Here is a 22,347-nt window from a genome sequence, read left to right on the forward strand (position 1 = left end):
TTTTTCGCCGAAATTTTCAGCGAGCCAGGAAACATGAACGGCCCGGCAATTTGTCGGGCCGTTTTGTATTTGGAGCGGTGCGTTCCAGGCACGCCCCCGTGCTGAATGAACCCCGCTGATGCGTGCAAGTATCCGGCGGCGGATTCCCTGCTTGACGAAACCGATGGAAGTATTGAATGGTTTCGGACATTGTTTCCGTGCTGAACGACTTGATCGAAACATCTCATGTCGGACTGACTCAGCAGTCGACAAAGCATCGCCGTCGGCGCCGAGACCGTGGCGCTGCGCGCGGAACGCATCGGCAGCAATGCGCTCGCGCTGGCGGCGCACCCCACGCTGGCGCGCGTCTGCTACCTGGGCGCTGGACGCAACGGCTGCCACCTGAGGAACGGTCGGCGAAGAGATCAATGGAAGAAGAGTTCGCGCATGCCGAAGGTGTGATGCGCTTCGGCAGCCATCAGCACCAGCAGCACCAGCAGGCACAGGGGCGGTATCAGGATCGCGTACACCAGCGCCAGCCGCTCCCACATCATGTGCATGAAAATCGACACGATCAGCCCAGCCTTGGCGATCATCAGCACAATGATCAGCGTCCAGCGCAGCAGGCCCTGCACGTGGAAGTAATCCACCATGTACGACAACGTGCTCAGTACGAACAGCAGGCCCCAGATCTTCAGGTAAATGCCGATCGGATGCTGCTGGCCGTGCGCGGCGTCGGGTCGATGGGCGAGATCGGTATGGTCCATGGCCTGCCTCACCACAAATAGAACAGCGCAAAGATGAACACCCACACCAGGTCGACGAAGTGCCAGTACAAGCCGGCAATCTCCACGATCTGGAAGTTGCCGTGCTCGGTGAACCCCGGCTGCAGGATCTTGCGTCTTATCAGCAGCAGGTAGATCACGCCGCAACTCACGTGAAAGCCGTGGAAGCCGGTGATCATGAAAAAGCACGCGCCAAACTGCGCCGCGCCCAGCGGGTTACCCCAGGGGCGGATACCTTCATGGACGATCAGCTTGGTCCATTCGAAGGCCTGCATCGACACGAAGGTCGCGCCCAGCAGCGCGGTCGCCAGCAACAGTTGGGCGGCGCGCCTGGCGTTGCGCCGGTAGCCAAAGTTGACAGCCATCGCCATGGTGCCGCTGCTGCTGATCAGGACGAACGTCATGATGGCGATCAGCAGCAAGGGCACATCCACGCCGAAGACAGTGAGCCCGAACACCTTGGAAGGGTCGGGCCACGGCACGGTGGTCGACATGCGCACCGTCATGTAGCCGATCAGGAAACTGCTGAAGATGAAGGTGTCCGACAGCAGGAAGATCCACATCATCGCCTTGCCCCACGGCACCTTGAAGGCCTGGCGGTCGGCCGACCAGTCGGTGACGATGCCGCGCCAGCCGTCAGGCCCGGCGTCGGTGGGCGGGGTGACAGCGGATTCGGTCGGGAGCGTGGGCGTGGTCATGGCGCAGCTCCATACAGCGGCCCGCAGATGGCGGCGACGAACCCAGGGGTGATCCACCACATCGCCGCCAGCAGCACGAGCCAGACAGCCAGCAGGAAATGCCAGTAGACGGCGCACAGCGCGATGGCACGCTGGGTCCGGAACGGGTTCCCACGCTGCAGACGCGCGATCGTCACGGCCCAGGCCACCAGCCCGCCCAGCACATGCAACCCGTGCAGGCCGGTGAGCAGGTAGAGGAAGCTATTGGAAGGATTGACGGTGACAGTCTGCCCCGCCGCCGACAGCATGCGCCACGCGGTCAGTTGTCCGATCACGAACACGGCCGCGAGCACACCGCCGAACAGCAGCCATGCCGCGCGGTGCATGGTAATCCGCCGGGCGCGCTGCATGGCGATGCTTGCCAGCACCAGCGCGCCGGTGTTCCACCACAGCAGAGCCGGATGCGGGATCGGCTGCCAGTCGGGCTCGCGCATGCGCATCGCATAGGCGAGCAGCAGCAGTGAAAACAATGTCGTTGCCACCGCCATGAAGATGATCAAGCCGATGCGGCTCGCATTCGGCAACACAGGTGGCGCGTCAGGAACGAAGGAGCGGCGCAGTGTAGTCATTCGCTTGCCTCGCCGGGTTGCAGCGTCGGGTGGGCCGGTGCCGGTTCTGGCGCCGTCTCAGGCGGCTGGTTTTGCGGGACGAAGTCTTCCTCGTGCCCCGGCGGGCTGTATTCGTACGCCCAGCGGTAGACGACGGGCAGCGCGGTGCCCCAGTTGCCGTGCACGGGCGGCGTTTGCGGCGTCTGCCATTCCAGCGTGGTGGCCCGCCACGGGTTGCCGTCGGCACGCTTGCCGCGCGCGAGACTCCACGCCAGGTTGTACAGGAACAGCAACTGCGCCGCCGCAACGATCAGCGCAACGACGGTGATGAACGTGTTGAGCGTCTGCGCCGAATGTGGAATGAAGCTGTAGCCCTCATACTGGTAATACCGCCGCGGCATGCCGAGGATGCCGAGATAGTGCATTGGGAAGTAGATCGCATAGGTGCCGACGAAGGTAACCCAGAAGTGCACGCGCCCGATCGTGTCGTTGAGCATGCGGCCCGTCACCTTCGGATACCAATGGTAGATGCCGCCAAACACCACCAGGATCGGCGACACGGCCATCACCATATGGAAGTGCGCCACCACGAAGTACGTGTTCGACAGCGGAATGTCCACGCTCACGTTGCCGAGATAGAGCCCGGTCAGCCCACCGAGGACGAAGGTGCTGATGAAGCCGATGGCAAACAGCATCGGCACAGTCAGGTGGATATCGCCGCGCCACAGCGTCAGCACCCAGTTATAGACTTTGAGAGCAGTCGGAACGGCGATGATGAGCGTGGTCGTGGCAAAGAAGAAGCCGAAGTACGGATTCATGCCGGCGATGAACATGTGGTGCGCCCAGACCACGAAGCTCAGCGCACCGATGGCGACGATCGCCCACACCATCATCTTGTAGCCGAAGATGCTCTTGCGCGCGTGCGTGCTGATCAGGTCCGATGCGATGCCAAAGGCTGGCAGCGCGACGATGTAGACCTCCGGATGCCCGAAGAACCAGAACAGGTGCTGGAACAGCAGCGGGCTGCCGCCGGCATGCTTGAGCGTCTGCCCCATCGACACCACGGCCGGCACAAAGAAGCTGGTGCCGAGTGTCCTGTCGAGCAGCATCATCACGGCCGACACGAACAGCGCCGGAAACGCCAGCAGCGCCAGAATGGTCGCCGTGAAGATGCCCCACACCGTGAGCGGCATGCGCATGAGCGTCATGCCGCGCGTGCGCGCCTGCAGCGTGGTGGTGACGTAATTCAAGCCGCCCATCGTTGCCGCGACGATGAAGATCGCCAGCGACACCAGCATCAACACGATGCCCCATTCCACGCCCGGCGTGCCCGGCAGGATCGCCTGGGGTGGATACAGCGTCCAGCCCGCGCCGGTCGGCCCGCCTGGCACGAAGAAGCTCGACACCAGCACCAGCACGGCCAGCAGGTAGACCCAGTAGCTCAGCATGTTGAGAAACGGGAACACCATGTCGCGCGCGCCCAGCATCAGCGGAATCAGGTAGTTGCCGAAGCCGCCCAGAAACAGCGCCGTCAGCAGGTAGATCACCATGATCATCCCGTGCATGGTGACGAACTGGTAGTAGTGGTTGGCGTCGATGAAGCTGAACTTGCCCGGAAAGCCGAGCTGCAAGCGCATCAGGTTCGACAGGACAAGGCCGACCAGGCCGATGGCGATGGCCGTCAGCGAGTACTGCACGGCGATGACCTTGTGGTCCTGGCTCCAGACATACCGGGTCCAGAAGCTTTGCGGGCCGTGTTCGGGGTGCGCGTAGGTCATTGCGTCTGCTCCGCTAGGGTTGGGCTGCGCTGGTGGCGGCCGAGCCGCCTAGCGATTGGATGTAGGTCACCAGCGTGGTCAGCTCCTGCTCGCTCAGGTCGAACTTCGGCATGATGGGTGCGAAGCCCTTCACGACGCGGGCCGTCGGGTTGCGGATGAAGGCGCGCAGATACGCTTCGTCCACCTTCGCGGTGCTGCCGTCGGCCATCGTTTCGGTCTTGCCGTACAGGCCCTTCCAGGTGGGGCCCACGCGCGGACTGCCGTCCACGGTATGGCAGGCGAAGCAGCCCTTGGCCTCTGCGAGCGTCGTGCCCTGGTTAGCGAGCGCCTGGGCGCCGCCGCCTGCAGCGGCGGTTGCGGCCTGCACCCTGGCCTGCTGCTGCGCGAACGTGCCCTGCTGCGCCAGCCAGCGCGAAAACGATGCTTCGTCTTCTACCACCACCACGCCGCGCATGTTGGCGTGCCCGAGACCGCAAAGCTGCGCGCACAGAATGTCGTAACGCCCGGCCCTGGTCGGCGTGAACCAGAAGGTGGTCACCATGCCGGGCACTATGTTCATGCGCGCGCGGAACGGCGGTACGTAGAAGTCATGCAGCACGTCGCGCGACCGTGTCAGGACCTGGATCGGCCGGTTCAACGGCAGGTGCACCTCGGGTGTCTCGATCAGGTAGTTGTCACGGCCGTTGGGGTCGCCGGGGTTCATGCCGAAGGGGTTGTCGTTGCTGATGTAGCGCACGTCCGTCGTGCCCAGCTTGCCACCGGGGCCGGCAAAGCGGAAGCGCCATTGCCATTGCTGGGCGAACACTTCCATCTGCAGCACGTTGGGCGGCGGCCGTACGTAGTCCGCGTAGACGAAGAGTCCCGGTGCCAGCAACGCTGCCACGCCTACCGAGGTCAGGCCGATCAGCCACCATTCCAGGCGCCTGTTGTGCGGCTCGTAAACAGCGCGATGACCCCTGCGGTGGCGGTAGCGCAGCAATGCGATCACGATGAACAGGTTGATCGCGATGAAGAACACGCCGGTAATGACGAGCGTGATCGTCAGCATGTCGTCCATGCGCACCCAGTTCGAAGCGATCGGCGTGGTCCACCACGGGCTGGCAAAGTGAAACCCCACCGCCAATACGATGATCAGGAACAGGGCAATCGCAAGCGACATAGGTCACCTCGCTGCGCGTCACTCGCTGGGAGCCGCTAACAAAAGGCTCCAGGCGTCGGCGCCGCCTTGCCGTACTTCGGTACTGTCCGCGCCGGCACGTCTTTAGACCAAAGGTAGTCCTCTCCTTTGCATCGTGCAAGGCTGCGCAAGGGGGAAGCGCGCCCCATGTATAGGGCGGATGAATGGAGGAGTCGCTTGCTGCGATGCAATGCAAAACGGCCGCCTCCTGCATCGATTTCCCAGGCCACCTACGCCTCCTGATGGCACGCGGCAGGGGTACGATAAACAGCATGACCCGTTGAGGGACTCCTTGATCGATGGAGAGCCGACATGAGACGTCTTTATTTCCTCGTACCTGACACGACGACGGCGAAGGCGATCGTAGACGACTTGCTGCGGGCGCGGATCACATGGCGACATATCCATGTCCTCGCGAATCACAGTGTCGCACTCGAACAGTTACCCGAGGCATCCTTACTGCAAAGCAGCGACGTCGTGCACTCGCTCGAACGCGGCGTGGCGCTCGGCGGTGCGACCGGCGCGCTTCTCGGCCTCGTGGCACTGGTGTTTCCTCCCGCGGGGCTCACCATTGCGGGCGGAGCCGTCGTCGCATTGACGTTGACAGGTGCCGGCTTCGGGGCCTGGACGGCCACGATGATCGGCGTCGACGAACCGAACGCACGACTCGAGCGCTTTCGCGGCGCCATACGTGACGGCCAGATCCTGATCATGGCCGACGTGCCTGGATCGCGCGAACAGGAGATCGAGCAGATGGTCGCGCATCATTTTCCGAAGGCCGATCTCGAAGGTGCGGAGCCGACGACCCCGATCTTCCCCTGAGAAGCAGTCGAGACGAGGCCATCGGTGCCCCTTGCAGTGAAGCCTTCAGAGGGGAACCGTGAGGTTTGCAAGAAGGGGAGCCGCAGCCTTGTTTCGTCACGTTCCGGACAGCCATGAACCTTGCCGCCCAGGTTGGGTTCAATCACGATTGCCTGCTTGCGGCGTGAACTGACTGTGACCGTCAGTTCACGCCCCGACTGATACACCTGACGCGACTCACCGCGCCGCCGACTTCCCCCGCCCAGGCACCGCCGCGCCATTGCCATCGCCGTTGCTGGTTGCCGCCACACGCGTCTCGGGCATCGCCGCCCACACCAGCAGCACCGCGAGCGCACCGGCCGCCGCGAGGCAGAAGAAGCTCACCATGTTGCCGAAACGATCGGCGACGAAGCCCGCCGCGGTCGTGCTCAGCGTCGCGCCGATGCCGGCCGCGAGTCCGAACAGGCCGATACACAGGTTGTAGCGGCCCTTGTCGCCGGCGACGTCGGCGGCGATCAGCGGCAGCATCACGCCAAACACCGCGGCGCTCAAGCCGTCGAGCATCTGCACCGGCACGAGCAGATAAGGGCTGCTGATGCCCGCGAACAGCAGCGCGCGCAGCGGCAGTGCGGAGAAGCCGAGCAGCAGGATCGGCCGGCGCCCCCAGCGTTCGGCCGAGCGTCCGACCCACGGCGACATCATCGCGACGATCGCCTGCGGCACGATGATGCACGCCGCGATCACGAGCTGCACGTTGTCGCCCATGCCGGCCGTCACTTCGCCGGCCGCGAGGTTCAGCATCGCCGCGTTCGACAGATGGAACAGCACGATGCACGCGGCGAACAGCAGCATGCGCCGGTCGCGCAGCAGCTCGCGCAGGCTTTCGCGCCGCTCGAGCTGCTCGGGGGTGGGCAGCGCTTGCGGCAGCTCGATCGTGTCGGTGCGCTGGATCATCGATAGCGCGATCAGCGCGGGAACCGCGAGACCGGCGGTCAGGAAGAACACCGCGCGCGGCGAGTAGTACTCGCCGAACAGACCCATCAGACCGGCGGCGACCGCACTGCCGATCGACGCCCAGCGCGCATTGCGGCCGAGCCGGTCGCCGAGATTCGCGCGACCCACCAGCGCGAACGAGATCGCCGCGAGCGCCGGCGTCAGCATGCAGCTCGCGAAGCCGTGGAACACCTCGGCGGCGATTACCGGCAGCACGGTCGGGCTCATCGCGAGCAGCATCGCGCTCAGGATGATCGCAGTGATCGCCCACGCGGCCGCCGCTTTCTTGTTGCGCAGTGCGTCGACCGCGGCGCCGCCGGGCACCTGGCTGACCATCGCGCTGATCGTGCCGACCGAGAGCACCATGCCGATCTCGCCCTGGGTCCACTTGTGCGACGCGAGATACGACGCGATGAACGGCCCGAAGCCCGTCTGCACATTGGCGACGAAGAAGTTGAGCCAATCGAGCGCGCGCAGACTTCGCGCCGTGACCTGAGTGCGGACCGTCATCGCACCGCCCGTGCGTTGGAAACCGCGACGGCCGACGCCGCCGGCGGCGCCGAGCTCGCCGGCGCGGCGCTCGCGGCAGGCTGCGCCGGCGGACCGGGGGGCGGCGCGGGCGACACCGCGCGGATCGGCTTGTCGGCCACATAGGGCGGCGTCGCGTTGATCTGCGCGTCGCTCAGATCGAGCTGCGGATGCAGCTCCTTGTCGCGCGTGACGAAGCGCAGCGCCGACCAGTTCGCGGCGATCGTGCGCCGGTCGGTGCTGACGATGCCGCTCACGTCGAGCACGACCGCCTGCGGCTGCGCGTTGCCGTCGATCAGCACGTCGACCACGCGGCCCACCTTGGCGCCGTTCGCGCGCTCGACGGTCGCATCGAGCAGCGCCAGCTCCAGCGCGTTCGTCTTGTTCGCGGCGGCCGGCACCGCCGTCGCCGTCAGCGTGATCGGCGCGCCCTTCGCGGTCGGCGTGAAGTGGAACGTGCCCCACGGGAAGTTCACCTTGCGATCGCCGACGCCGAGAAAGCCCTGCAGATTGACGACCATCTCGCGCGGCTTGCCGGCCGCGTCGGTGGTCATGTCGACCGCGCGGCCGACCACCTTGCCGTCGGGCTTCTGCACCTGGCTGTCGAGCAGCGTGCGCGCGTCGCTGCGCTCGATCGTGCGCAGCACGATCAGCGGCGGCGGTGGCGGGGGCGGCGGCGGCGGGGCCGGCGCGACGACGGGCGGCGGCGGTTCGACCTTGTGCGGCTTGACGACCGGCTTCTTCGGCTTCTTCGGCTCCTCGGGCCCTTCGTTCGCCTCGGTCTCCACCGGCTCGGGCGCGGACGCGGCGACCGGCGCGCTGGCCGGCTCGACCGGCATCACCCGCGCGTCGACGATCGGCGCCTGCTGCGTACCCCACAGCAGGCTGCTGCAACCGGACAGCGCGGCGAGCGCGAACAGCGCGGCCACGGTGCATAGCCAGCGGAAAAGTCGAAGCATCTCTAGCGAATCAGGCGAATCGAGCGGGCGAAGCGATCCAAACGGTCCAATCGGGACAATCGGCAGGCGCCCGGCGGGGCGCGGAAAACCGCCAGTCATCAGGAAAAACTCCACGGGCAGGTGCGGACGGGCGCGATGAGCCGCCGCGGTTGGAATGGGGTACGGCCCAGAGTTTAACCTGCGCTGCCGCGCGGGCAGGCTTTCGCGGACTGGCTTGCAGGCGTTTCGCCGATGCTCTGCCGATATTGCGCTGCACGGCGCGTGCCTGCAACGCGATCACCGAAGCGGGTGCGGCGCGTTTCGCGGCCGCTCGAATGCCGTAGGTGTAAACGCGCGCAGCGCTAGCGCGAGCGACCGTCACGCAAAAGTTATAAGTCGCGCGACATGCCCGGCATGCCATACATGCGATTGGACGCATAGTTCTCTTCACCTACATTTCGACTCAGAAAAGCGTTACCCACACCAACAAATCCACGAGACGAACCTGATGACGGCCGCGCTGGCGGCCGTTTCAGCGCGCTGATAAAGGAGGCACTCATCATGATGGAACCCCAGGCCCTCGCGAATTCCGACGTCGCGAGCGAATCCTTCGACACCGGATCATTGCGCGGTAAGGGCTTTCTCGACCGCTACTTCGACATTTCCGCGCGCGGCAGCACGCAGCGCCAGGAGATCGTCGCGGGCATCACGACCTTCCTCGCGATGGTTTATTCGGTATTCGTCGTGCCGGGCATGTTCGGCAAGGCGGGCTTCGACACCAGCGCGGTGTTCGTCGCCGTGTGTCTGACCACGGCGTTCGGCTCGCTGCTGATGGGCATGTGGGCGCGTCTGCCGATCGCGATCGGCTGCGCGATCTCGCTGACCGCATTCACCGCGTTCGGCCTCGTGCTCGGCAAGGGCCTGCATCCGAACGTCGCGCTCGGCGCGGTGTTCCTGATGGGCGTCGTGTTCACGACGATTTCGGTGACCGGCGTGCGCTCGTGGATTCTGCGCAATCTGCCGACCGGCATCGCGCACGGCACCGGCATCGGCATCGGCCTGTTCCTGCTGCTGATCGCCGCGAACGATGTCGGTCTCGTCGTCAAGAATCCGGGCGCGGGGCTGCCGGTGTCGCTCGGCAATATCACGGCGTTGCCGGCGCTGATGTCGGTCGCCGGACTCGCCGCGATCTTCGGGCTGGTGCGGCGGCGCGTGCCGGGCTCGATCCTGATCGTGATCGTCGCGATCTCGGCGATCGGGCTCGCGATCGATCCGGCCGTCGCGTTCCACGGCGTCTTCGCGGTGCCGTCGTTGAGCGCGCCGGGTCATGCGTCGCTGATCGGCGCGATGGACGTGAAAGGCGCGCTGTCGATGGCGGTGCTGCCGAGCGTGCTCGCACTCGTGATGACCGCCGTGTTCGACGCGACCGGCACGATCCGCGCGGTCGCCGGTCAGGCGGGACAACTCGACGAGAACGGCCGCATCATCAACGGCGGCCGCGCGCTGACCGCCGATTCGCTGAGCTCGATCTTCTCGGGCCTGCTCGGCGGCGCGCCGGCGGCCGCGTATATCGAATCGACGGTCGGGGTCGCGGCGGGCGCGAAGACCGGGATGGCGGCGGCGGTCGTCGGTCTGCTGTTCCTGGTCGTGATGTTCTTCTCGCCGCTCGCCGCGCTGGTGCCTTCGTACGCGACCGCGCCCGCGCTGATGTACGTCGGGCTGCTGATGCTGTCGAACGTCAGCAAGCTGCATATGGACGACATGGTCGACGCGATGGCGGGACTCGTGTGCGCGGTGTTCATCGTGCTGACCGCGAACATCGTGACCGGCATCATGCTCGGCTTCGCGACGCTCGTGATCGGACGCGTCGTCAGCGGCGAGTATCGCAAGCTCAATGTCGGCACCGTAGCGATCGCGGTGGTGCTGGTCGGGTTCTATCTCGGCGGCTGGGCGATCTGAGTTTCGTTGCAGGTAGTCGTGGTTCTCCACCTTGACGCGGTGCGTCGCGGTTCGGTCCGCGGCGTGCCGCGTATCTTTTTGTCCGGTCCTGGGTGCCCACCTGTCCTTGACTTCCGCGCCGGCGCTTCTAAACCATAACCTTATGGTCAAGTCCTGCATGCGCAGGAAAGGAGACGCAGATGGAACCGCAACATCGCATCGGCAGCCGGGAAGAGTGGCTGGCCGCGAGCCGCGCGCTTCTCGCCGACGAAAAAGCGCATATGCGCGCCGGCGACGAACTCGCGCGCAAGCGCCGCGAATTGCCCTGGGTCAAGGTCGACAAGCTTTATACGTTCGATACGCCTGACGGCCGCAAGACGCTCGCCGAACTGTTCGACGGCCGCAGCCAGCTGATCGTTTATCACTTCATGCTGGGCCCGGACTGGGAGGAGGGCTGCGTCGGCTGCTCGTTCCTCTCGGACCATATGACCGGCATTCTCACGCATCTGGTCCATCACGACGTCAGCTATGTGACGGTATCGCACGCGCCGCTCGAGAAGATCGACGCGTTCAAGCGGCGCATGGGATGGTCGTTTCCGTGGGTTTCGTCGAGCGGCAGCGATTTCAATTTCGACTACCACGTGTCGTTCACGCCCGAGCAGCTGGCGAGCAAAAAGGCGTTCTACAACTTCACCGAGCAGGACGTCGGCATCGACGAACAGCATGGCCACAGCGTGTTCTACAAGGACGAAAACGGTGACGTGTACCACACGTACTCGTGCTACGCGCGCGGCGACGAGCGCTTCGTGAACACCTACGCGCTGCTGGACATCGCGCCGAAAGGCCGCAACGAGCAGAGCAATCTGACCGACTGGGTCAGGCATCACGACCGCTACGACGATCACGCGCGCGCCGCATGCCCGGCCTGCGGATCGTACACGGTGTGAAGCGGTGAAGCGGGTCGACGCGGAGGGTGGGGGGCGCGCGCCGCGCTAAGCAGGCGCGCTGCCTCGCGCTGCATCAGCGTTGCAAAGCTCGTTACAGCGCCATGTCGAAGGCGGGTTTGAGGAATATTTCCATCGCCATCACGATGAGGCTCATCGCCGCGGCGGCCAGCGTCAGAACGCCGTATTCGTCGTAGCGCGTGTCGTACAGACACGCGACGACGAACAGAATCGCCATCAGGTTGGTCAGCCAGTCGAAGTTCAGCGCGAAGCTCATCGGTCGAATCGGAGCGGGGATGCGACGGTGCAATCGCACCGTCAGGTGCCCGCGATTCTAGCGAAATGAGCTTACGGATTCGCAACGGCCGCGCTTACACAGTTTACGGTGCGTGAAGCGCGCAAAGCCCCGTCAGACGGCGCTTTGCGGCACCATCATGTCGCGTTCGATCCATTCGATCACCGACGTGCGCCGCGGCTGCCAGCCAAGCAGCTTGCGCGCGCGTTCGCCGCGCACGCGGCTATTCGAGCCGAGACCGTACGAGGCCATTTCGTAGCCCCATTCCTGTTTCGCGTCTTCGAGCGGCCAGTTTTGCGGCGCGCCGAGCTTCATCGCGCGCGCGATCGCGGCGCTCATGTCGCTGAACGACGCTTCGCCGCTTTCGACGAAATAGAACGTACCGGCAGGGGTTTTATCGAGCGCGAGACGATACAGCTCGGCGACGTCGTCGATATGCACGTTCGACCAGATGTTGCCGCCGCTGCCCACATGACGCACGACGCCGCTCTTTTGCGCCTGGCGCACGAGCCGCGGCAACTGCACGCTCGCGCTGCCGGCCACCGCGCCGTGACCGTAGATCAGCGTATTGCACAGCACGGCCGAGCGCACGTTGCGTTGCGCGGCGTCGAGCACCAGCTGATCGATCGCGACGCGCGCGGCTTTGTCGGCGGTCGGGGTGGGCAGCGCGTCCTCGTGATAGATGCGCGCTTCACCGGCTTCGCCGCCCGACGCATCGCCGACGATGCTCGAACCGCTCGTGTGCAGGAACACCTTGCCCGAACCCGCGAGTCCGTCGATCAGCGCGCGCACCGCGCCTTCGTGATCGCTGCTCGCGGCGTTGATCACCGCGTCGGCCGCTTGCGCTTCGGCGATCAGCAACGCGCGGTCGTCGAGCGTGCCGATGACCGGCTCGATGCCGAGCCGTTGCAACTCGGCGCTGTGTTCGGGCTTGCGGATCAGACCGCGCACCTGATGGCCGGCGCGCGCCAGATGCGCCGCGATCGAGCCGCCGATAAAACCGCTTGCGCCAGTAACGAAAATCTTCAAGACGTTCTCCTGAGGGAAATGCTGGGACAGGTGCGCAGTATCGCTCGCGCGGATTCTCGCAAAAAGCGTGTTAGTCTCAAATCAATCTTGATTCGAAATCAATAATGAAAACCTCCACGGACGAATTGCTCGTATTCGTCACCGTGATCGACAGCGGTTCGATCACGGCGGCGGCCGAGAAGCTGGGTCAGACCGTCTCAGGCGTGAGCCGCGCGCTAACGCGCCTCGAACAGAAGCTCGACACCGCGCTGGTGCGGCGTACGACGCGGCGTCTGCATCTGACCGAGGAAGGCGACGCGTTCCTGCGCCGCGCCCGCGCGATTCTCGACGCGCTCGAAGAGGCCGAGGAGTCGGTCGCGCGCGGTCGCGAACGGCCGTCGGGGCGCTTGCGCGTCGATGCGGCGTCGCCGTTCATGCTGCATTGCGTGGCGCCGCATATGACCGCGTTTTCGGCGCTGTATCCGGAGATCCGGCTCGAACTGACCAGCAACGAGCGGATCGTCGATCTGCTCGAACAGAAGGTCGACATCGCGATTCGGATCGGCGCGCTGCAGGATTCGACGCTGCATGCGCGCGCGCTCGGCGAGAGCAGGCTGCGCGTGCTCGCGAGCCCGGCGTATCTGGCCGAGCATGGCGAGCCGACCACGCTCGATGCATTGCGCGCGCATCGGCTGATCGGCTTTACGGCGCCGGAGCATCTGAATCGCTGGCCGTTGAGGGAAGGGGGCCGCGGAACGAAGCGCGTCAAGGGACCGCGGGACGAAGCCGCGCTGCTGAAGATCGAACCGTCGATCACCGCATCGAGCGGCGAAACCTTGCGGCAACTGGCGCTGAGCGGCTGGGGCATCGCCTGTCTGGCCGACTTCATGACTGCCGCCGACGTGCGCGACAACCGCCTCGTACCGATTCTCGGTAACCTGCTCGTCGACGAACGGCAGCCGGTGCATGCGGTGTACTACCAGAGCGCATCGCTCGCGGGGCGTGTGCAGTGCTTCCTCGATTTCATCGCGGCGCGGGTCAAGCTCTGATCCGCGTCGCGGCGCCTTCTCTCCTATAACTCAGATATCGGCCGACCCGTACCGCGAAGGTGTATATACAACTGTGGGTCGGCCGCAGAGCCCACGCCGATCCATGCGTCTCGCATCGCCGCTTGCGACCCACGGCCAAACTTGCCGATTCCGCGCCGAACCACGCCGCAAATAATGGAAATCCCCAGGCAGGAAATCTCGAAAAAGAAGTTGTATATACAAGACTCGCCGGCTAGACTTATTTGAACTTGTATAGACAGGACGACAACCATGATTCTGAAGCCCGGCTACCTGACCCTCCCGCAACTGCGCCAGATCGCACGCGAGCAGGTCACCCTGCAACTCGATCCCGCGAGCCACGCGGCCATCGACGCGTGCGCGCAGGCAGTCGCCGACATCACCGCCAAGGGCGAGCCGGCTTATGGCATCAACACCGGCTTTGGCCGCCTTGCCAGCACGCACATCCCGCGCGATCAGCTCGAACTGCTGCAGCGCAATCTGGTGCTGTCGCACGCGGTCGGCGTCGGCGAGCCGATGTCGCGCCCGGTCGTGCGTTTGCTGATCGCGCTTAAGCTGTCGAGCCTCGGCCGCGGCCACTCGGGCATCCGCCGCGAAGTGATGGAAGCGCTGATCGCGCTGTTCAACGCCGACGTGCTGCCGGTGATCCCGGTCAAGGGTTCGGTCGGCGCTTCGGGCGACCTCGCGCCGCTCGCGCATATGTCGGCGATCCTGCTCGGCGTCGGCGAAGTGTTCGCGAAGGGCGAGCGCATGCCGGCCACCGAAGGTCTCGCGCTCGTCGGCCTGAAGCCGATGACGCTGCAGGCGAAGGAAGGTCTCGCGCTGCTGAACGGCACGCAGGCGTCGACCGCGCTCGCGCTGTACAACATGTTCGCGATCGAAGACCTGTTCCGCACGGCGCTCGTCGCCGGCGCGCTGTCGGTCGATGCGGCGATGGGCTCGGTCAAGCCGTTCGATGCGCGCATTCACGAACTGCGCGGCCATCAAGGCCAGATCGACGCGGCCGCGGCTTATCGCTCGCTGCTGCAAGGCTCGGCGATCAACGTGTCGCACGCCGATTGCGACAAGGTGCAGGACCCGTACAGCCTGCGCTGCCAGCCGCAGGTGATGGGCGCGTGTCTCGACCAGATGCGTCAGGCCGCCGAAACGCTGCTGACAGAAGCGAACGCGGTTTCCGACAATCCGCTGATTTTCCCGGACACCGGCGAGGTGCTGTCGGGCGGCAACTTCCACGCCGAGCCGGTCGCGTTCGCGGCGGACAACCTTGCGCTCGCCGCGTCGGAAATCGGCGCGCTCGCCGAGCGCCGCATCGCGCTCCTGATCGACGCGACGCTGTCGGGCCTGCCGCCGTTCCTCGTCAAGGATGGCGGCGTGAACTCGGGCTTCATGATCGCGCACGTGACGGCTGCCGCGCTCGCGTCGGAGAACAAGACGCTCGCGCATCCGGCCTCGGTGGATTCGCTGCCCACTTCGGCGAACCAGGAAGACCACGTGTCGATGGCGACGTTCGCCGCGCGCAAGCTCGGCGATATCGCCGACAACACCGCGAACATCCTGTCGATCGAACTGCTCGCCGCCGCTCAGGGCGTCGATCTGCGCGCGCCGCACAAGACCAGCCCGAGCTTGCAGAAGGTGATGGACCTCGTGCGCAAGGATGTCGCGCACTACGAGCTCGACCACTACTTCGCACCGGATATTGCGGCGGTCACGAAGCTCGTGCAGGCCGGCGCGGTCGCGAAGCTGAGCCCGTTCTCGTTCGTGTCGGAACAATGAGTCGACGAGAGCGCGGATCGAAACAATGAACGCACCCGCTTATCAGGGCATCAAGGACTTCATCCTCGCGCGCATCCATGCGGGCGAATGGGCCGAAGGCGATCAGGTGCCCTCCGAAAACGAGCTTGCGCGCGAGTTCAGCGTTGCGCGCATGACGGTCAACCGCGCGTTGCGCGAGCTGACCTCGGAGCAGGTGCTGACACGCGTACAAGGCTCGGGCACGTTCGTCGCCCGGCCCAAGTACGAGTCGACCCTGGTGGCGATCCGCAGCATCTCCGATGAAATCGTCGCGCGCGGTCACCGCTATCAGGCGAAGGTGCTGAACATCGGCGCCAGCATCGCCGACGCGGCGCTCGCCGAAGAGATCCAGGTGAGCGCGGGCAGCCCCGTGTTTCATTCGCGTCTGCTGCATTTCGAAAACGACGAGCCGGTGCAGCTCGAAGAACGCTGGGTCAATCCGGCCGTCGCGCCCGAATACGGGCTGCAGGACTTCACGAACACCACGCCGAACCAGTACCTCATGCGCGTCGCGCCGCTGCAGCGCGTCGAGTACCGCATCGAGGCGCTCGCCGCCGACGACATCACGCGCGAGCTGTTGAACATGAGCGAACGCGAGCCGTGTCTGGTGCTGCACCGGCGCACGTGGTCGCAAGGCGCGGTCGCTTCGATCGCGAACCTGTGGCACCCGGGCACCCGTTACCGCTTCACTGGGCATTTCTGAATTCGCTTTTTCGCGCTTTTTCGCGCTTTTTCGTCTTCGCCGAATCTTTATCGAACATCGTCACGCATTCCGAGGGACACCATGAACAATCCGAAACACATCGATCCGCGTCTTGATCCGACTCGCACGATCCGCGCACCGCGCGGCGCGGAAAAGACCTGCAAGACCTGGATCGCGGAAGCCGCGTACCGGATGATCCAGAACAATCTGGACCCCGAAGTCGCCGAGCATCCGCACGCGCTCGTCGTGTACGGCGGCATCGGCCGTGCCGCGCGCAACTGGGATTGCTTCGACCAGATCCTCGCGTCGCTGAAGGATTTGAACGAAGACGAAACGCTGCTGATTCAATCGGGCAAGCCGGTCGGCGTGTTTCGCACGCATGCGGACGCGCCGCGCGTGCTGCTCGCGAATTCGAACCTCGTGCCGCATTGGGCGACCTGGGAACACTTCCATGAACTCGATCGCAAGGGCCTGATGATGTACGGCCAGATGACCGCGGGCAGCTGGATCTACATCGGCAGCCAGGGCATCGTGCAGGGCACCTACGAGACCTTCTTCGCGGTCGCGAACGAGCACTTCAACGGGGAGCCTGCGGGCCGCTGGATTCTGACCGGCGGCCTCGGCGGCATGGGCGGCGCGCAGCCGCTCGCGGCGACGATGGCGGGCTTCTCGATGATCGCGGTCGAATGCGACGAGACGCGCATCGACTTCCGTCTGAAGACGCGCTACGTCGACAGGAAAGCGAAGACGCTCGATGAAGCGCTCGCGATGATCGACGAAGCGAAGAAGGCCGGCAGGCCGATCTCGGTCGGGCTGCTCGGCAACGCCGCGGATGTGTTCGCCGAGTGCGTCGCGCGCGGCATCACGCCGGACTGCGTGACCGACCAGACCAGCGCGCACGATCCGATCCATGGCTACCTGCCGCAGGGCTGGACGGTGGAAGACTGGCGCGAGCGTCAGAAGACCGCGCCGGACAGCATCGTCACGCCGGCCAAGCAGTCGATGGCGAGGCAGGTGCAGGCAATGCTGACGCTGCAGGAACGCGGCGCGGCCACGCTCGACTACGGCAACAACATCCGTCAGATGGCGCTCGAAATGGGCGTCGAAGACGCGTTCGATTTCCCCGGCTTCGTGCCGGCGTACATCCGCCCGCTGTTCTGCGAAGGCAAGGGCCCGTTCCGCTGGGTCGCGCTGTCGGGAGACCCCGAGGACATCTACAAGACCGATGCGAAGGTCAAGGAACTGATCCCCGACGATCCGCATCTGCACAACTGGCTCGACATGGCGCGCGAACGCATCGCGTTCCAGGGCTTGCCGGCGCGGATTTGCTGGGTCGGCGTGAAGGATCGTTATCGTCTCGGCCAGGCGTTCAACGAAATGGTCAAGAACGGCGAGCTGAAGGCGCCGATCGTGATCGGCCGCGATCATCTCGACACCGGTTCGGTCGCGAGCCCGAACCGCGAAACGGAATCGATGAAGGACGGCTCGGACGCGGTCAGCGACTGGCCGCTGCTGAACGCGCTGCTCAATACTGCGGGCGGTGCATCGTGGGTGTCGCTGCATCACGGTGGCGGCGTCGGCATGGGCTTCTCGCAGCACTCGGGCGTCGTGATCGTCGCGGACGGCACCGAAGCCGCGCACCAGCGCCTCGGTCGTGTGCTGCTGAACGATCCGGCCACCGGCGTGATGCGTCACGCGGATGCGGGCTATGAACTCGCGCAGCAAACGGCGCGCGAGGCTGGCCTCAATCTGCCGATGCTGGGCCGCTGATCGTGACCCAGGCCCACCACGCGGGCGACATGGAAAACGTCACGCTGATTCGCGGCGCCGAGCTCGTGGCGGCGCCGTGGAAAAACGGCGGCGGCGTCACGCGCGAGGTCGCGGCGTTTCCGTCGCCAGGCGGCGGGCAGGGCGCGGCGAGCGCCGACTTCGTGTGGCGCGTGAGCGTCGCCGATGTCGCGCAGGCTGGGCCGTTCTCGCGCTTCGACGGCGTCGACCGGACGCTCGTGTTGCTATCGGGCGCAGGCATGCTGCTCGATGAGCTGGGCGATGCGGGCGTCGTCAACACGCACGTGTTGCGACAGCCGCTCGATCTCGCGCGCTTTAGCGGCGAGACGCGCATCGACGCACGGCTCGTCGATGGCGCGACGCGCGACTTCAACCTGATGGTGCGCCGTGACGTGGCGCAGGGCGAGTTGGACGTGTGGCGTGTCGGCGCAAAGCAGAATGAGCGGCGCGTGCTCGATGGCGACGTGGCGCTGCTGTTTTGCGCGGGCGGCGCGGTCACGGTCGCGTTGACGGCGGACCACGCGCAAGCGGTCCGGCTCGACACCGGTGACGCGCTGCGCGTCGACGGGCCGAGCGCGCTCGCTTGCACGCTAACGGGCGACGGCGCGTTGCTCGCCATCACGATCCGCTACACGCGATGACGATTCATACGTGATGAGGCATTGCATGCGCTCCATCACGGCCAACCAATCCACAGACACGCAACGAGCGGCAAAGAGCACGCGATGAAGCAAACCGTCTGGCATCACCTGAATTTGTGCCCGCAGGGCGATCCTCGCCACACGCTCGCCGATGCCGCGATCGCCGTCGAAGACGGCCGCATCGCGTGGCTCGGCGCTCTCGCCGAGTTACCCGCGCAATACGCCGGATGGCCGCGCGAAGATCTGCGCGGCGCGTGGGTGACGCCGGGCCTGATCGATTGTCATACGCACCTCGTGTATGGCGGCCAGCGCGCCGACGAATTCGCGCAGCGGCTCGCGGGCGTCAGCTACGAAGAAATCGCGCGACAGGGCGGCGGGATCGTGTCGACGGTGCGTGCGACGCGCGCCGCGGACGAAGCTTCGCTGTTCACGCAAGCGGCGGCGCGGCTCGAACCGCTGCTCGCCGAGGGCGTGACGGCGATCGAAATCAAATCGGGCTACGGTCTCGATCTCGCGAGCGAGCGCAAGATGCTGCGCGTCGCGAGACAACTCGGCGAGCGCTATCCGGTCACGGTCTATACGACGTTTCTCGGCGCGCACGCGCTGCCGCCCGAATTCGCGGGCCGCGCCGACGCGTATATCGACGAAGTCTGCAACACGATGCTGCCCGCGCTCGCGGACGAAGGCCTCGTCGATGCGGTCGATGTGTTTTGCGAGCGCATCGGTTTTTCGCTGGAGCAAAGCGAGCGTGTGTTCAACGCGGCCGCGCGCTACCAACTGCCGGTCAAGATGCACGCCGAGCAGTTGTCGAACGCCGGCGGCGCCGCGCTCGCGGCGCGGCATCGCGCGCTGTCGGCGGATCACCTGGAGTTTCTTGACGAAGCCGGCGTCGCCGCGATGAAGGAAGCGGGCACCGTCGCGGTGCTGCTGCCGGGCGCGTACTACTTCATCCGCGAGACGCAGTTGCCGCCGCTCGAACTGCTGCGGCGCTACGAGGTGCCGATCGCGATTTCGACCGACAGCAACCCGGGCACGTCGCCGGCGACTTCGTTGCTGCTGATGATGAACATGGCGAGCACGCTGTTTCGGATGACCGTGCCCGAGGCGCTGCAAGGCGTCACGACGCATGCGGCGCGCGCGCTCGGCAAAGCCGGGGAGCACGGTGCGCTGCAGGTGGGTCGCGCGGCCGACTTCGCGGTGTGGTCGGTCGATTCGCTGGCCGAGCTTGCTTACTGGATTGGCCGGCCGTTGTGCGCGCGCGTCGTGCGCGCGGGCGAAACCGTTTATACGCGGCGCGGGTCGAGTGTGACCTGAACCCGAACCAGAACCTGAGAGATGACGCAATCCAATCAATCGCTGTTCGCCGCCGACGCGTATCTGCCCGAGGGCTGGCGCCGCAACGTGCTGCTCGAATGGGACGCGCGCGGCACGCTGAGCGCCGTCACGCCGGATCAAGCTGGAGCGCCGGCCGGTGTGCCGAAAGCGGCCGGCCCGCTGATGCCAGGCATGCCCAACCTTCACTCGCACGCGTTTCAGCGCGCGATGGCGGGGCTCACCGAATATCGCGCCAACGCGACCGATAACTTCTGGTCGTGGCGCGACCTGATGTATCGCTTCGCCGCGCGCATCACGCCGGAAGGCCTCGCGAGCGTCGCGCAGTGGCTTTACATCGAAATGCTGAAGGCGGGCTATACGTCGGTGTGCGAGTTCCACTACGTGCATCACGCGCAGGACGGCCAGCGCTACGCGAATCAGGCCGAGCTTGCGCAGCGCGTGGTCGATGCGGCAGCGGCGAGCGGTATCGGCATGACGATGCTGCCGGTGCTGTATCAGTACAGCGGCTTCGGCGCGCAGGCGCCGCGCGACGATCAGCGGCGCTTCATCAATACGCCCGAGAGCCTGCTCGATCTGCTCGGCACGCTGCGCGCCGCGCGCCCCGAACATGCGGCACTGCGTTACGGTGTGGCGCCGCATTCGCTGCGCGCGGTATCGGAAGCATCGTTGCGCGCGCTGCTTGACGGCATCGACGCGAGCGCGCCCGTGCATATCCATATCGCCGAACAGACTGCCGAGGTCGACGCGTGCATCGAAACCGAAGGCGCGCGGCCGGTGCAATGGCTGCTCGATCGTTTCGACGTGGACAGCCGCTGGTGTCTCGTGCACGCGACCCATGTCGATGCGAACGAAACGCTCGCGCTCGCGAAGAGCGGCGCGGTCGCCGGTTTGTGTCTGACCACCGAGGCCAATCTCGGCGACGGCATTTTCCCCGCGTACGACTATCTCGGTGCGCACGGCCGCATCGGCGTCGGCTCGGATAGCCATATCGGCGTCGCCTGGCGCGCCGAATTGCGTCTGCTCGAATACGGCCAGCGTCTGACGCGCCGGCAGCGCAACGTGCTGGCGTCGGCGCAGGCTCCGCATGTCGCGGACCGCCTGTATGCGGCTGCGCTCGACGGCGGCGCGCGCGCAACCGGCCGCGCGGTCGGTGCGTTGCAGCCCGGCCATCGCGCGGACTGGCTCGTGCTCGACGCCGATCATTCAAGCATCGCCGAGCACGAGCGAGAAGCGTGGCTGTCGGGCGTTGTATTCTGCGAGCACGGCGATACGCCGATCCGCGACGCCTATGCGGGCGGCATCAAGGTTGTCGACGATCGCCGGCATCGCGACGAAGAGGGCGCATATGCGCGCTATCGCGCGGCGCTCGCGGAACTGCTCAAATAATGGCGACGAGCGCCGAACCGATTCTCCGATCCCATTGATTCCGGACTGACATGACTGCTTCGAACCTCACGCCGGTTTTCTCGCTGCACCAGGGAAGCCTGCCGCTGCTGATCTCGATCCCGCATCTGGGCACGCAAATCCCCGCCGACATTGCCGCGACGATGACGCCTGTCGCGCAACGCACCGACGATTGCGACTGGCATCTCGATCGCCTCTACGCATTCGCGAAGGTTCTCGGCGCGTCGTTCCTCACACCGACCTACGCGCGCTACGTGATCGACCTGAACCGTCCGCCCGACGGCGCGAATCTGTACCCGGGGCAGGACACCACGGGTCTCTTGCCGGTCGATACGTTCGACAAGGAGCCGCTCTATCGCGACGGCCATCTGCCCGACGACGCCGAAGTCGCGCGCCGTCGCGACGCGTACTGGAAGCCGTATCACGACGCGCTCACCGGCGAGATCGCGGCGCTGAAGGCGAAGCACGGCAAGGTGCTGCTGTGGGAAGCGCATTCGATCCGCTCGCGCGTGCCGCGTTTTTTCGACGGACGTCTGCCGGACTTCAACTTCGGCACGTCGAACGGTGCGAGCGCGGCGCCGGGACTAGCTGACGAACTGGCCGCGCTGGTCGAGCGCCACGGCGGCTATACGGCGGTGGCGAACGGCCGCTTCAAGGGCGGCTATATCACGCGCCAATATGGTCAGCCCGAAGAGGGCGTGCATGCGGTGCAACTCGAACTGTCGCAGATCACGTACATGGAAGAGCGCTTGCCTTATGCGTACGATGAAGCCCTCGCCGCGAAGGTCGCGCCGCTGCTCGAAGCGCTGGTGACGACGGCGCTCGCTCGCGTGAAAGCCGCCTGACGCAGAGGTGTCCTGACGGGTGCCTCGCAGGCCCCGTCGGCGTGCATCGCGTAGCGGATCGCGAAGGTGTAACAGCTTGTGTCCGTGATTGCACATCGGCGCGATCATATGGAATGGTTTGGGCGTCGAGCGCGCACAGCGTATCGTGCGCCGGCTGTTTCACGACGCGGCGCGCCATGAAAAAAAGCCCCGCGAAAGCGGTAATGCCGTTCAGTTAAGACCTGAACGGCATTTTTGTTTTTAGGGTTGGAGTTGTAAACAGAACGGCAAGCTGTTAACTTTGGTCGCGATGCTGAGCGACCACCTTACCTTCCTGCTCGATGC

Annotated in this window: 20 protein-coding genes; 11 read left to right on the forward strand and 9 right to left on the reverse strand. The window is 65.5% G+C overall.

Features of this window, described 5'->3' with window-relative positions; all coding sequences use genetic code 11:
• Positions 1-404: 404 nt before the first annotated feature.
• Genes ACLFKU_RS32840 through ACLFKU_RS32860 form a run of 5 tightly spaced genes read right to left on the reverse strand, consistent with a single transcriptional unit; the run spans position 405 to position 4,986 of the window.
• A complete protein-coding gene (locus ACLFKU_RS32840) occupies positions 405-746 on the reverse strand; it encodes a cytochrome C oxidase subunit IV family protein (RefSeq protein ID WP_013089047.1) in 342 nt (113 codons plus the stop codon).
• Between the two features lie 8 nt (positions 747-754).
• On the reverse strand, positions 755-1,462 hold the full coding sequence (locus tag ACLFKU_RS32845; protein WP_176378066.1) for a heme-copper oxidase subunit III family protein: 708 nt from the start codon (positions 1,460-1,462) through the stop codon (positions 755-757).
• Positions 1,459-2,070, reverse strand: coding sequence for a cytochrome c oxidase subunit 3 (locus ACLFKU_RS32850; RefSeq protein ID WP_410851893.1), 612 nt, complete (start codon positions 2,068-2,070; stop codon positions 1,459-1,461). Before ACLFKU_RS32850 ends, ACLFKU_RS32845 begins: the two co-directional genes overlap by 4 nt.
• Positions 2,067-3,827: a cytochrome c oxidase subunit I gene (ctaD, locus tag ACLFKU_RS32855; protein ID WP_368587489.1), complete on the reverse strand. Its 1,761-nt coding sequence runs from the start codon at positions 3,825-3,827 to the stop codon at positions 2,067-2,069. Before ctaD ends, ACLFKU_RS32850 begins: the two co-directional genes overlap by 4 nt.
• A 13-nt stretch (positions 3,828-3,840) precedes the next feature.
• Entirely contained in the window at positions 3,841-4,986 is a 1,146-nt protein-coding gene (locus ACLFKU_RS32860) for a c-type cytochrome (protein ID WP_410851894.1), read from the reverse strand.
• A gap of 330 nt (positions 4,987-5,316) precedes the next feature.
• Between ACLFKU_RS32860 and ACLFKU_RS32865 the strand changes: the two genes are divergently transcribed.
• Positions 5,317-5,826 (forward strand): hypothetical protein, encoded by a 510-nt coding sequence (locus ACLFKU_RS32865; RefSeq protein ID WP_013089052.1) that lies wholly within the window; start codon positions 5,317-5,319, stop codon positions 5,824-5,826.
• A 216-nt stretch (positions 5,827-6,042) separates the two neighbouring features.
• Here the strand turns inward: ACLFKU_RS32865 and ACLFKU_RS32870 are convergent, their stop codons facing one another.
• Complete coding sequence (locus ACLFKU_RS32870; RefSeq protein WP_368624167.1) at positions 6,043-7,308, reverse strand: MFS transporter; 1,266 nt, start codon at positions 7,306-7,308, stop codon at positions 6,043-6,045.
• A complete protein-coding gene (locus tag ACLFKU_RS32875) occupies positions 7,305-8,285 on the reverse strand; it encodes a PRC-barrel domain containing protein (RefSeq protein WP_410851895.1) in 981 nt (326 codons plus the stop codon). The genes ACLFKU_RS32870 and ACLFKU_RS32875 overlap by 4 nt, the downstream gene beginning before the upstream one ends.
• Positions 8,286-8,825: 540 nt before the next feature.
• On the opposite strand from ACLFKU_RS32875, the gene ACLFKU_RS32880 reads away from it, so the two are divergent.
• Together ACLFKU_RS32880 and ACLFKU_RS32885 are read left to right on the forward strand one after the other, a co-directional pair.
• Positions 8,826-10,223: an NCS2 family permease gene (locus ACLFKU_RS32880; RefSeq protein WP_410851896.1), complete on the forward strand. Its 1,398-nt coding sequence runs from the start codon at positions 8,826-8,828 to the stop codon at positions 10,221-10,223.
• Between the two features lie 179 nt (positions 10,224-10,402).
• Positions 10,403-11,149, forward strand: coding sequence for a DUF899 domain-containing protein (locus ACLFKU_RS32885; protein WP_410851897.1), 747 nt, complete (start codon positions 10,403-10,405; stop codon positions 11,147-11,149).
• Positions 11,150-11,240: 91 nt separating this feature from the next.
• On the opposite strand, the gene ACLFKU_RS32890 is transcribed toward ACLFKU_RS32885, so the two are convergent.
• Together ACLFKU_RS32890 and ACLFKU_RS32895 are read right to left on the reverse strand one after the other, a co-directional pair.
• The gene (locus ACLFKU_RS32890) at positions 11,241-11,423 is read right to left on the reverse strand and encodes a hypothetical protein (RefSeq protein WP_368585542.1); all 183 of its coding nucleotides are present in this window, start codon (positions 11,421-11,423) and stop codon (positions 11,241-11,243) included.
• Between the two features lie 132 nt (positions 11,424-11,555).
• Positions 11,556-12,470, reverse strand: coding sequence for an NAD-dependent epimerase/dehydratase family protein (locus ACLFKU_RS32895; RefSeq protein WP_410851898.1), 915 nt, complete (start codon positions 12,468-12,470; stop codon positions 11,556-11,558).
• A gap of 104 nt (positions 12,471-12,574) precedes the next feature.
• Between ACLFKU_RS32895 and ACLFKU_RS32900 the strand changes: the two genes are divergently transcribed.
• From ACLFKU_RS32900 to hutG, 8 genes are all read left to right on the forward strand, one after another.
• Entirely contained in the window at positions 12,575-13,498 is a 924-nt protein-coding gene (locus ACLFKU_RS32900; protein WP_368585544.1) for a LysR substrate-binding domain-containing protein, read from the forward strand.
• Positions 13,499-13,768: 270 nt separating this feature from the next.
• Positions 13,769-15,289 carry a histidine ammonia-lyase gene (hutH, locus tag ACLFKU_RS32905; RefSeq protein ID WP_368585545.1) on the forward strand — a complete coding sequence of 507 codons (1,521 nt, stop codon included), beginning with the start codon at positions 13,769-13,771 and terminating at the stop codon, positions 15,287-15,289.
• 25 nt (positions 15,290-15,314) lie between these two features.
• Positions 15,315-16,010, forward strand: a complete 696-nt coding sequence (gene hutC / locus ACLFKU_RS32910; protein ID WP_368585546.1) for a histidine utilization repressor — start codon at positions 15,315-15,317, stop codon at positions 16,008-16,010.
• An 81-nt stretch (positions 16,011-16,091) separates the two neighbouring features.
• Entirely contained in the window at positions 16,092-17,780 is a 1,689-nt protein-coding gene (gene hutU / locus ACLFKU_RS32915; protein WP_410851899.1) for a urocanate hydratase, read from the forward strand.
• 29 nt (positions 17,781-17,809) lie between these two features.
• Positions 17,810-18,439, forward strand: coding sequence for a HutD family protein (locus ACLFKU_RS32920; RefSeq protein WP_410851903.1), 630 nt, complete (start codon positions 17,810-17,812; stop codon positions 18,437-18,439).
• An 84-nt stretch (positions 18,440-18,523) separates the two neighbouring features.
• Complete coding sequence (gene hutI, locus ACLFKU_RS32925) at positions 18,524-19,753, forward strand: imidazolonepropionase (protein WP_410851900.1); 1,230 nt, start codon at positions 18,524-18,526, stop codon at positions 19,751-19,753.
• A 21-nt stretch (positions 19,754-19,774) separates the two neighbouring features.
• Positions 19,775-21,160: a formimidoylglutamate deiminase gene (locus ACLFKU_RS32930; protein ID WP_410851901.1), complete on the forward strand. Its 1,386-nt coding sequence runs from the start codon at positions 19,775-19,777 to the stop codon at positions 21,158-21,160.
• Positions 21,161-21,210: 50 nt separating this feature from the next.
• Positions 21,211-22,023 (forward strand): N-formylglutamate deformylase, encoded by an 813-nt coding sequence (gene hutG / locus ACLFKU_RS32935; RefSeq protein WP_410851902.1) that lies wholly within the window; start codon positions 21,211-21,213, stop codon positions 22,021-22,023.
• The last annotated feature ends 324 nt before the right edge of the window (positions 22,024-22,347 follow it).

Source organism: Paraburkholderia sp. EG304 (assembly GCF_046543485.1).
Classification (GTDB): Bacteria; Pseudomonadota; Gammaproteobacteria; order Burkholderiales; family Burkholderiaceae; genus Paraburkholderia; species Paraburkholderia youngii.